General features: G+C 48.2%; 11 protein-coding genes and 1 tRNA gene. 11 read left to right on the top strand and 1 reads right to left on the bottom strand.

Annotated features, from left to right (window positions below):
- Positions 1 to 215 precede the first annotated feature (215 nt).
- The 6 genes from trxB to ADU22_RS01325 all read left to right on the top strand — a co-directional run bounded on the left by trxB (position 216) and on the right by ADU22_RS01325 (position 5404).
- Positions 216 to 1175: a thioredoxin-disulfide reductase gene (gene trxB, locus ADU22_RS01350; protein WP_286132256.1), complete on the top strand. Its 960-nt coding sequence runs from the start codon at positions 216 to 218 to the stop codon at positions 1173 to 1175.
- A 444-nt stretch (positions 1176 to 1619) separates the two neighbouring features.
- On the top strand, positions 1620 to 2078 hold the full coding sequence (locus ADU22_RS01345) for an NUDIX hydrolase (RefSeq protein ID WP_053360544.1): 459 nt from the start codon (positions 1620 to 1622) through the stop codon (positions 2076 to 2078).
- Between the two features lie 30 nt (positions 2079 to 2108).
- Positions 2109 to 3002 carry an RNase adapter RapZ gene (rapZ, locus tag ADU22_RS01340; protein ID WP_053360543.1) on the top strand — a complete coding sequence of 298 codons (894 nt, stop codon included), beginning with the start codon at positions 2109 to 2111 and terminating at the stop codon, positions 3000 to 3002.
- Positions 3003 to 3004: 2 nt separating this feature from the next.
- Positions 3005 to 3982, top strand: coding sequence for a gluconeogenesis morphogenetic factor MgfK (gene mgfK, locus ADU22_RS01335; protein WP_053364421.1), 978 nt, complete (start codon positions 3005 to 3007; stop codon positions 3980 to 3982).
- Between the two features lie 189 nt (positions 3983 to 4171).
- Complete coding sequence (gene whiA, locus ADU22_RS01330) at positions 4172 to 5119, top strand: DNA-binding protein WhiA (RefSeq protein ID WP_053360542.1); 948 nt, start codon at positions 4172 to 4174, stop codon at positions 5117 to 5119.
- Between the two features lie 27 nt (positions 5120 to 5146).
- Positions 5147 to 5404, top strand: a complete 258-nt coding sequence (locus ADU22_RS01325; protein ID WP_053360541.1) for an HPr family phosphocarrier protein — start codon at positions 5147 to 5149, stop codon at positions 5402 to 5404.
- 44 nt (positions 5405 to 5448) lie between these two features.
- On the opposite strand, the gene clpP is transcribed toward ADU22_RS01325, so the two are convergent.
- Complete coding sequence (clpP, locus tag ADU22_RS01320; protein ID WP_053360540.1) at positions 5449 to 6051, bottom strand: ATP-dependent Clp endopeptidase proteolytic subunit ClpP; 603 nt, start codon at positions 6049 to 6051, stop codon at positions 5449 to 5451.
- Positions 6052 to 6338: 287 nt separating this feature from the next.
- Between clpP and ADU22_RS01315 the strand changes: the two genes are divergently transcribed.
- The 5 genes from ADU22_RS01315 (at position 6339) to gap (ending at position 10405) form a co-directional block, all read left to right on the top strand.
- A tRNA-Arg gene (locus tag ADU22_RS01315) sits at positions 6339 to 6410 on the top strand.
- 140 nt (positions 6411 to 6550) lie between these two features.
- Complete coding sequence (rpoN, locus tag ADU22_RS01310) at positions 6551 to 7888, top strand: RNA polymerase factor sigma-54 (protein ID WP_053360539.1); 1338 nt, start codon at positions 6551 to 6553, stop codon at positions 7886 to 7888.
- A 14-nt stretch (positions 7889 to 7902) separates the two neighbouring features.
- On the top strand, positions 7903 to 8163 hold the full coding sequence (locus ADU22_RS01305; protein ID WP_053360538.1) for a glutaredoxin family protein: 261 nt from the start codon (positions 7903 to 7905) through the stop codon (positions 8161 to 8163).
- Positions 8164 to 8286: 123 nt separating this feature from the next.
- A complete protein-coding gene (locus ADU22_RS01300; RefSeq protein WP_053360537.1) occupies positions 8287 to 9309 on the top strand; it encodes a sugar-binding transcriptional regulator in 1023 nt (340 codons plus the stop codon).
- Positions 9310 to 9397: 88 nt separating this feature from the next.
- Complete coding sequence (gene gap / locus ADU22_RS01295; protein ID WP_053360536.1) at positions 9398 to 10405, top strand: type I glyceraldehyde-3-phosphate dehydrogenase; 1008 nt, start codon at positions 9398 to 9400, stop codon at positions 10403 to 10405.
- Positions 10406 to 10770 lie beyond the last annotated feature (365 nt).

Below are 10770 nucleotides of genomic sequence, written 5' to 3'. Positions count from 1 at the left end.
GCTCCGCCTCCTAGCCCCTCGGGTCATAAGCCACACCTGAATTGAAGGCAAAGAACGCCTTCTATTCAGGTGCGTCTTATGCCTGTCGGGCCTGGACAGTCGGCTCCGCTTTCCTAACTTAAGCAGATTCGTGGACTCTTTCGGGTTAGTTTTATAGGATATGGGTAGGTAGTTAATACTATGATAAGTATAGACGCAGAGTTAGTGATAAAGGAGTGGAAATGATGTCTGAAGAGAAAGTGTATGATGTGATTATTATTGGGGCAGGTCCTGCCGGCATGACGGCGGCTGTTTATACATCACGTGCAAACTTGTCGACGCTGATGCTGGAGCGAGGGGTTCCCGGCGGCCAGATGGCCAATACAGAGGAAGTCGAGAACTATCCGGGATTTGATCATATTTTAGGACCGGAATTATCGACCAAGATGTTTGATCATGCCAAAAAATTCGGCGCGGAATATGCCTATGGCGATGTGAAGGAAATCATCGATGGCAAGGAATATAAAACGGTTGTAGCCGGATCCAAGCAGTATAAAGCACATGCAGTCATCCTTTCTGCAGGCGCAGAATATAAAAAGCTTGGCATTCCAGGCGAGCAGGAGCTTGGCGGACGCGGTGTGTCTTATTGCGCGGTTTGTGATGGAGCCTTCTTTAAGAACAGAGAGCTGGTTGTGGTTGGCGGCGGCGATTCAGCTGTTGAAGAAGGAGTTTACCTGACCCGCTTTGCTTCGAAAGTTACGATTGTCCATCGCCGTGATGAGCTGCGTGCACAGCCAATCCTTCAGGACCGGGCGTTTGCCAATGACAAGGTTGACTTCATCTGGAGCCATACGGTCAAGGAGATCAATGATCAGGATGGAAAGGTAGGCAGTGTGACGCTTGTCTCCACGAAGACGGGTGAAGAAAGGGAATTCAAGGCAGATGGTGTGTTCATTTACATTGGAATGGTTCCGCTCACCAAGCCGTTTGAGAATCTTGGCATCACCAACAGCAACGGCTATATCGAAACAAACGAAAAGATGGAAACAAAGGTACCGGGAATTTACGCAGCCGGGGATATACGCGAAAAATCGCTTCGTCAGATTGTCACGGCTACTGGAGATGGAAGCATCGCTGCCCAGCAGGCACAGCATTATGTGGAAGAACTAAAAGAAGAATTGAAAGCCAAGGCATAATTTTAAATGGGTCAAATCCCTGTCAGGTCATTTGTTTTGATGTTTCAGGAAAATTTTACACAACGTAATTTTATATTAACTCGACTGTAACAGTAGTGAAACAATTATCGGGTAATATAGAAATAGAAATTGACCCCCTTTTAAAAATATAATCCTTTGACGGCACAGGTTCTCCTGTGCTCTTTTTTTATGTACACCCATGTGATACAGCCTATCAAAACACTTTATAACACTTTTGTCCTGGAATTGGGTAATAGTGAATGAACGTTTCCCAAATTATCAATTTTGCATTCATTGTGGCGCGTTTCTAAAAATAGTATAATGAAAACAATGAAAAGTCCGGCTGCTTCGGTTGTTTTATGGCGACCCATTTATATTGGCAGAGGATCCATGAAATTGGCCTCTTCTAAATACCGGGCGATCACAGAAAAGTAGGTGAAGTCAATGCAGCGAGTGGCGAACTGTCTTCTCGTGAAAGATAACAAAGTGCTGCTGCTTCAAAAACCGCGCCGCGGGTGGTGGGTTGCTCCCGGCGGGAAAATGGAGCCTGGCGAAACCGCAAAGGAATCCTGCATCCGTGAATACCGTGAAGAGACAGGGATTTATTTGCTTAATCCGAAAATCAAAGGAATTTTTACCTTCGTGATAAAAGAGGAAGACCAGGTCGTTTCCGAGTGGATGATGTTTACCTTTAATGCCACCGAATCAACCGGCGTAAATCTTGAGCGATCCGAGGAGGGCGTTCTTGTATGGCATGACACGGAAGAGATCAAAAACCTGCCAATGGCCGCAGGAGATTACCATATCCTTGATTATATGGTTCACGGCCAGGGAATTATTTATGGAACGTTTACTTACACGCCTGATTTTGAGCTTATCAATTACAGGCTTGATCCAAACTAACACATATTCTATCTGTTCGGGGGAATGAAAATGAGCACCGGTTCGACAAATGATACCCAAATGGTCGTTATTACAGGGATGTCAGGTGCGGGAAAAACGGTTGCGATTCAGAGCTTTGAGGATTTGGGCTTCTTTTGTGTCGATAACCTTCCGCCAACCTTGCTACCAAAATTTCTGGAGTTAATGAAGGAATCCGGAAATAAAATGAATAAAGTGGCGTTGGTCATGGATTTGCGAGGCCGGGAATTTTTCGACTCCCTTTTTAAGGCATTGGATGATTTATCCGAAACGTCATGGGTCGCTCCGCAAATCCTGTTCCTTGACGCGGATGACTCCACACTTGTGCGCCGCTATAAGGAGACAAGGCGTTTCCATCCGCTGGCACAGAACGGCCTGCCGCTCGAGGGCATCAAGCTTGAGCGGGACCTGCTGGAGGAGCTGAAAGGCAGGGCGCAAACGATTTACAATACATCCGAGTTAAAGCCGAAGGAGCTGCGTGAAAAGATCCTTGAGGAGTTCTCGGTAAATAAGAAAGCGACATTTACGGTCAATGTGATGTCCTTTGGATTCAAGCATGGAATCCCTATTGATGCCGATTTGGTGTTCGATGTGCGCTTCCTGCCGAATCCGTTTTATATTGAACATATGAGGCCAAAGACCGGTCTTGATCAAGATGTGTCCACATATGTTCTAAAATGGAATGAGACGCATAAATTCCTTGAAAAGGTTACTGATTTGCTTGCCTTCATGCTCCCGCATTACAAACGGGAGGGCAAAGCCCAGCTGATTATTGCCATTGGCTGCACAGGCGGGCAGCATCGCTCAGTGGCCCTTGCTGAACATATCGCCAGGCATTTTGAGAAAGATTATCAAACAAGAGTGACGCATCGGGATATTGAAAAGAGGAAGGGAAAAGCAACATGAGCATGGAAGCTAAACCGAGAATCGTTGTCATCGGCGGTGGAACCGGCCTGCCTGTTTTACTCAGGGGATTAAAAAAATACGATGTGGACATAACGGCCATTGTAACGGTGGCTGATGATGGCGGCAGCTCGGGACGGCTTAGGGATGAAATGCATATCCCCCCACCGGGAGATGTCCGCAATGTCATCGCTGCCCTGTCCGATGTGGAACCGCTTGTCGAAGAGATGTTCCAGCATCGCTTTAAGACATCAAATGAGCTTTCAGGCCATTCCCTCGGGAACTTGATCCTGGCAGCGATGACCTCCATTACCGGGAACTTCTCCCATGCTGTACAGGAAATGAGCCGTGTATTGAATGTTCGCGGCAAAATCCTTCCGGCTGCCAACCGAAGCGTGGTTCTTAAGGCGGAAATGGAAGACGGAAGCATTGTCAGCGGCGAGTCGAAGATTCCCTATTCCGGCAAGAAAATCCGCAGGGTATTCCTCGACCCGGGAAATGTCAGGCCGCTTCCCGAAACCATTCAGGAGATCAGGAAGGCCGACCTGATTGTCATTGGACCTGGCAGTTTGTACACGAGCATCCTGCCGAACCTTTTGGTTAGGCGGCTCGGCGTGGAGGTTTGCAAGGCGAAGGCGCGAAAGGTGTATATTTGCAATCTGATGACCCAGGCAGGAGAGACGCTTGACTATACCGCGAGCGACCATGTCCAGGCCATCTACGATCATATGAACTGCGCCTTCATCGATACCATCCTTGTTAATAATGAGGCCATACCGCCGGAAGTCGAACTCCGTTATAAAGAGGAGCTTGCCAGGCCGGTCCAGTATGACTTTAAGCGTTTAAAAGAAATGGGCATTGAAATCCTGGAAGAAGAAATAGCGTATTTGGAAAACCAGGTCATCCGCCATGACACAAAGAAAGTGGCGGAAATTTTATATTCTCTCATTTTAATTGAAACCGAAAAGCGGAAGAAAGCGTAATACAATGATACAAGCGCCTGTCGGGGCAGGACTGGCGCTTCCGCACTAAGTGATATCCGGCTGCAGCGCCATGCCCCTCGGTCGCTTCGGTCCGTCTGATGAAGTCAAAGGACGACTTCACCTGCCGGCCCTCCAGCGCCTGTCGGGGCAGGACTGGCGCTTCCGCACTAAATAAAAGGAGGTGAGAGGATGTCTTTCGCTTCGGAAACGAAGAAGGAGCTGACGAATCTGGAGGTTAAAGGCTGCTGCAGCAAGGCCGAACTTTCCGCCCTGATTCGGATGAACGGTTCTCTTTCTTTCTCAAACCGCGAGCTGGTTGTTGATATTCAGACTGAAAACGCAGCCATTGCCCGCCGCATTTATACACTGGTGAAAATGAATTACCAAGTACCGATGGAGCTTCTTGTCCGAAAGAAGATGCGGCTTAAGAAGAACAATGTCTATATTGTCCGCCTGAAGAACACAGCGAGAAAAGTACTGGAAGACTTGATGATTTTGTCCGAGGATTTTTCCCTCGTCCATGACATTGCAGAGGATCTGGTTAAAAAGAAATGCTGCAAGCGCTCCTACTTAAGAGGCGCATTCCTCGCCGGCGGCTCGGTGAACAATCCGGAAACATCCTCGTATCACCTTGAAATTGCCTCAATGTACCAGGAACACAATCAGTCCCTGTGCGAACTGATGAATAAATTCGGGCTGAACAGCAAAACGCTGGAACGCAAGAAAGGCTTCATTACTTATTTGAAAGAAGCCGAGAAAATCACTGAGTTCCTGAATGTCATAGGGGCCCATAATGCCCTGCTGCGATTTGAGGATATTCGCATTGTCCGCGATATGAGGAATTCGGTCAACCGCCTGGTGAATTGTGAAACGGCGAACTTGAATAAGACCATTGGTGCAGCGTTGCGGCAGGTTGAGAATATCCGATATATCGAGGAAACAGTCGGCCTTCAGATTCTCCCCGGCAAGCTGCGGGAAATTGCCGAACTGCGGGTAGCCCACCAGGATGTGACCCTCAAGGAATTGGGGGAGATGGTATCGGGTGGGGTGATCAGCAAATCCGGGATCAATCATCGCTTGCGTAAAATAGATGAAATTGCTGAAAAGCTTCGTGCTGGAGAAATGATACAACAATAATAATTTGGTTGAATGGGAGGAATACAGATGGTAGAAAGGCAAGTAGAAGTTAAATTGAAAACTGGTTTGCAGGCTCGCCCGGCGGCGATGTTCGTTCAGGAAGCCAATCGATTTTCTTCGGATGTGTTTATTGAGAAAGATGGCAAAAAAGTGAATGCGAAGAGCATTATGGGATTGATGAGCCTCGCGGTAAGTTCGGGATCCATGATCACGCTTATTGCTGACGGGAATGACGAATCAGAAGCCCTAAACGCGTTAAGCGATTATATCCAGCGCGAAAGCTGAAATGAAAAACTCGCCCCATCGGATTGGAGCGAGTTTTCTTTCGTTTATTTTTTGCTTTGTTCGTTTGGATTTCTGCTGACGATATGGTCGACAAGGCCGTATTCCTTGGCACGCTCTGCCGTCATGAAGTTGTCGCGCTCTGTGTCGCGGGCAATCACTTCAAGCGGCTGGCCAGTACGCTCGGAAAGAATGCCATTCAGCTTGTCGCGCAAGAACAAAATGCGCTTTGCCGCGATCTCAATTTCTGTTGCCTGGCCTTGTGCTCCGCCAAGAGGCTGGTGGATCATCACTTCGGCGTTAGGAAGGGCGTAACGCTTGCCTTTTGTTCCGGCTGCAAGCAGGAATGCACCCATGGATGCTGCCATTCCAATACAGATGGTTTGGACTTCAGGCTTGATGAACTGCATGGTATCGTAAATCGCCATGCCTGCCGTGATGCTGCCCCCCGGGCTGTTGATGTAGATGGAGATATCCTTCTCCGGATTTTCTGCTTCAAGGAAAAGCAGCTGAGCCACAATCGAGTTGGCCACATTATCATCAATCGCGCTGCCCAGCATGATGATGCGGTCTTTTAACAGGCGGGAATAAATATCGTAGGCACGTTCCCCGCGGTTTGTCTGTTCAATAACTGTAGGAATCAAATTCATTCTATTTCCTCCTTTTACATAAGGTTTTCCCGGAACACCCGAATGAAAGGGACTGAAAGCCGGGTTTGCTATGTATTTTTATGATACACTGATGGTCAATAAAGGTCAAACAAATCACTCTCGTCCGGCTATAATAACTGTTCGACATTTACCAACACATTCCTCCGTTTCCATCTTACCCACCTGAATGAATTTTAAACAAAATCCCTCTTGCATTATCGGGCGACATGCCCTATAATTAGTATTCGTACCACACATCTGCTTTTGCAGAATAATAATTTGAATAGGCCCTCGTGGTGCAATGGATAGCACGCAAGATTCCGGTTCTTGAAATTCGGGTTCGAATCCTGACGAGGGCGCTGCCAAACTCCTGCTTTGTTTTCAAGGCAGGAGTTTTTATTTTGGCCTGGAATTTACAGGCCTTCAGCAAATATCACCAATACATCCCATTCACCTATTCGCCTTTATCATGTAAAATGGTGGAAGGGAGGGAGATCGGATGGACTTGAAAGCCGGATTATGGCAGAAGCAGACATTGAAGCTGGCAATGACCCAGGAGCTGACCCAGGCGATTGCACTATTGCAATATTCGTCCCAGGAGCTTGCAGCTTTTTTGGAAGAAAAGGCGAGTGAAAATCCGCTGCTCCAGGTGGATTTTAAAAATATCCGTACGATTGACCCGCGTGTGGGAACGAAAGTGAAGGCACGTACACCGAGCGAACGGGACCAAAAAAACTGGATCGACCAAATTGGCGAAATTCCGTACTCGCTTCAGGACCATTTGCGTTTTCAGCTAAATGTCTTGCCACTTGAAAAGGATGAGCGGAGGATTATCCAATTTTATATTGAGAACCTTGATGAAAACGGTTACTTGGGTGCAACAGTACAGGACGCAAGCGTGAAGCTTGGCATCACGGAAGACGAGGCCGAGAATGCACTTTTGCTCCTTCAGGGACTTGAGCCAGCAGGAGTGGGGGCACGGGGCCTTCAGGAATGCCTGCTGCTGCAGCTGCAGAGGATGAAGCCTGATAAGTGGAACTTCCTGGCCCAGACGGTGCTGGAAACCCATTTTATGCTGTTTGCCGAAAAGAAGTGGAAGCTGCTGGCCAAACTGCTGAAACTGGAGCTTCGGGAAATCCAGCAGACCTTCGATTATATCCAAATCCTGGACCCGAGGCCGGGAGCTGCTTTTTACTCTGAAAAAGCCGCCTATATTGTTCCCGATGTCATTGTTCGCGAGGAAAATGGCGGCCTGACCATCGGAATGGTTGATGGGACCGTTCCAAAGATTACATTTAATGAAGACTACTATCGGGAGCTGGCCGCTTACGGCGATCATGAAGTAGCCAGGTTCCTCCACGAAAAACAGCAGGATTTCCAGTGGATCCTGAAAAGCCTTGAACAGCGCCGGGAAACCTTAATGAAAGTAGCGCTTAAAATTGTTGAAAAACAGCCTGGTTTCATCCGGCAGGGCCGCTCGTTCCTTAAGCCGATGACGATGAAAGAGATTGCCGGAGAACTTGGAATCCATGAATCAACCGTCAGCAGGGCAGTGCGCGAGAAGTACCTTCAAACGCCTGCAGGCACATTTGAAATGAAGTCGCTCTTTTCAAGCTCCATCCAGACGACCGAGCTTGAACAGACCTCTTCGCAGCATGCGAAAGCCGCGATTGCGCAGCTTGTACAGGATGAAGACAAACAAAAGCCGCTCTCGGACCAGGATATTGTCGAGCTATTGTCAGAGCGGGCGGGAATCGTCATCTCGAGGAGGACGGTGGCGAAGTATAGAGAGCAGCTTGGGATTGCCTCCTCCTCGAAACGGAAAAGATTTTTATAAAAGGTGGAAAAGTTTTGGGAAGCTTAGTCAAACTATATATGAGGCAGCGCTGCCATTTGTGCGAAGACGCCAAAGCGCTGCTTGAGGAACTACAGAGGAATTGGCAAATTGAAATAGTTGAAGTGGACATAGATGAAAATGACGAGTTGACGGAACGTTATGGCATCACCATTCCAGTCATTGAATTGAACGGCGAAGAAATCCAGGCCGGCATAATTAACAAAAATTTTATAGTTGAAGCGTTTTCAGAAAAAAATGTCAAGTATATTGGTTGAATTGACTAATCACTCCTGATAGAATGATACATGAATCAGGGGTGATTTTTTTTGGAGTAAGTGGGACATAATATGTCACTCCGGGACATAAAATGACCACGCAAGCTGGAGGGGATATCTCCCATGGATGAATTGCTTGATATTCAAAAAAGAATATTGCCTGATCTTGTAGAAGTCATGCAAAGACGCGTGCAGATTCTGCAATACATAAATGCCATGCAGCCAGTCGGGCGCCGCAACCTGTCCGTCAGCCTCGGGCTTACGGAACGCGTTTTGCGGGGCGAGGTCGATTTTTTAAAAGCGCAGAATTTGCTGGAGTCTTCAGCCCAGGGAATGAGCCTGACCCATGAAGGGGAAGATATACTGGAAAGACTTGATAGCATAATGCGCGCCATTACGGGTATAAGCAAACTAGAGCAGCAGCTCAAGGCCCAAATGGGCATAGCCAAGGTGATTGTCGTTCCCGGAGACAGCGACCAGTCGCCATGGGTAAAGCGGGAGCTCGGGAAAGCTTGTGCATCCGGAATGAAAAATGCTTTAAAAGAAGACAATATCATTGCTGTAACTGGAGGAACCACGATGTCTGCGGTTGCAGAGATGCTCCCGCAGGAGATGGGTGAGAAGAATTTGCTTTTTGTCCCTGCAAGGGGCGGCCTCGGTGAGGATGTGAACAACCAGGCAAACACCATCAGCGCGATCATGGCCAGCAGGACCCATTCCCGTCACCGGGTTTTCTATGTGCCCGACCAGGTGAGCAGCGGGATATATGAGTCTTTCATCCGGGAGCCTCAGGTCAACGAAGTGCTGAATCTCATTAAATCGGCAAGCATGGTTCTTCACGGAATTGGGGATGCTATTGCAATGGCGGAACGCCGGAATACTTCTGCAGCTGATATGGAGAAAATCGTCCAGGGAAAAGCAGTTGGCGAGGCATTTGGCTACTATTTTAACGAGTCCGGGGATATCGTCCATCGGGTCCGCACCATCGGGCTTCAGCTCGAGGACCTGCAAACAGTGGACCATATCATCGCTGTAGCCGGTGGAGCATCGAAGGCAAAAGCGATCAGGGCTTACATGAAACAAGCTCCGGACACCACCATCCTCATTACGGATGAAGGAGCGGCAAGAATTTTGGTTCAAGGGTAATCAGCCTGGCCGGAACAGATTCCAGTACAGGCCGTTCCCTTAATATAAAAATAAAACCATAGCTTTAGGAATAAAAGGAGGAAAAATCATGGCAGTAAAAGTTGGTATTAACGGTTTTGGACGTATTGGACGTGTGGTATTCCGCGCGGCTCTTAAGAATCCTAACGTGGAAGTAGTGGCAGTAAACGACCTTACTGATGCAAACATGCTTGCACACCTTTTAAAATATGATTCCGTACACGGCAGACTTGACGAGGAAGTATCCGTTGATGGAGACTACCTGGTTGTTGGCGGACAGCGCGTGAAAGTTATTGCTGAAAGAGATCCTGCACAGCTTGGCTGGGGCGACCTTGGCGTAGAAGTGGTTGTAGAATCAACCGGCCGTTTCACAAAGCGTGCGGATGCAGCGAAGCACCTTGAAGCTGGCGCTAAAAAGGTCATCATCTCTGCTCCTGCAAGCGAAGAAGACATCACAATCGTTATGGGCGTAAACCATGACAAGTACGATGCAGCTAACCACCATGTTATCTCCAATGCATCTTGCACAACAAACTGCTTGGCTCCATTTGCTAAAGTACTTAACGACAAGTTCGGCATCAAGCGCGGAATGATGACAACTGTTCACTCTTATACTAATGACCAGCAAATCCTTGACCTGCCGCACAAAGACTACCGTCGTGCGCGTGCAGCTGCGGAAAACATCATCCCGACAACTACAGGTGCTGCAAAAGCAGTTTCCCTTGTATTGCCAGAGCTTAAAGGCAAGCTGAACGGCGGAGCAATGCGTGTTCCAACTCCAAACGTTTCCCTTGTTGACCTTGTTGCTGAGCTTGATAAGGATGTAACAGTTGAAGAAGTCAACTCTGCCCTTAAGGAAGCTGCAGAAGGCGATCTTAAAGGAATCCTTGGCTACAGCGAAGAGCCGCTTGTATCCGGCGACTACAATGGCGACACTCATTCTTCTACTATCGATGCTCTTTCCACTATGGTTATGGAAGGCAACATGGTAAAAGTAATTTCTTGGTACGATAACGAAACTGGCTACTCCAACCGCGTTGTAGACCTTGTTGACTATATCGCTCAAAAAGGCCTGTAAAAAATAAATCCTGAACTTTAGTGGTATCATTGGATAATCCATCCAGAACCATCTATAATTTAAAAGGATGAAAAGGGGGAGTGGGGACCAGTCCCCACTCCCTTTGTTTTTGCTGGATCAGTGTCCAGCTCCGGCGCCTAGCCCCTCGTGGCATAAGCCAATCCGTCAGGAAGGTTAAAAAGCAACCTTCATGCCGGCTCGTCTTATGCTTGTCGGGGCTGGACAAGGCGCCTGCGCTTTTCTGCTGTCCAGCTGCAGCGCCTAGCCCCTCGAGTCGCTTCGGTCCTGCCAATGAAGTCAAAGTACGACTTCACTGGCAGGCCCTCCAGCGCTTGTCGGGGCTGACCAAGGCGCTTCCGCATTTC

Source organism: Bacillus sp. FJAT-27251, from assembly GCF_001273925.1.
Lineage (GTDB): Bacteria > Bacillota > Bacilli > Bacillales > Cytobacillaceae > Mesobacillus_B.
The sequence above is the reverse complement of the archived record's forward strand: the minus strand, read 5'-3'. Positions and strand labels throughout refer to the sequence as shown.

Excerpts from the sequence above, each read along its gene's own strand:
- rpoN (WP_053360539.1), top strand. The coding sequence starts at position 6,551 with ATGGACTTGAAAGCCGGATTATGGCAGAAGCAGACATTGAAGCTGGCA.
- ADU22_RS01325 (WP_053360541.1), top strand. The coding sequence starts at position 5,147 with ATGGTAGAAAGGCAAGTAGAAGTTAAATTGAAAACTGGTTTGCAGGCT.
- rapZ (WP_053360543.1), top strand. The coding sequence starts at position 2,109 with ATGAGCACCGGTTCGACAAATGATACCCAAATGGTCGTTATTACAGGG.
- clpP (WP_053360540.1), bottom strand. The coding sequence starts at position 6,051 with ATGAATTTGATTCCTACAGTTATTGAACAGACAAACCGCGGGGAACGT.
- ADU22_RS01300 (WP_053360537.1), top strand. The coding sequence starts at position 8,287 with ATGGATGAATTGCTTGATATTCAAAAAAGAATATTGCCTGATCTTGTA.
- ADU22_RS01345 (WP_053360544.1), top strand. The coding sequence starts at position 1,620 with ATGCAGCGAGTGGCGAACTGTCTTCTCGTGAAAGATAACAAAGTGCTG.
- gap (WP_053360536.1), top strand. The coding sequence starts at position 9,398 with ATGGCAGTAAAAGTTGGTATTAACGGTTTTGGACGTATTGGACGTGTG.
- mgfK (WP_053364421.1), top strand. The coding sequence starts at position 3,005 with ATGGAAGCTAAACCGAGAATCGTTGTCATCGGCGGTGGAACCGGCCTG.
- whiA (WP_053360542.1), top strand. The coding sequence starts at position 4,172 with ATGTCTTTCGCTTCGGAAACGAAGAAGGAGCTGACGAATCTGGAGGTT.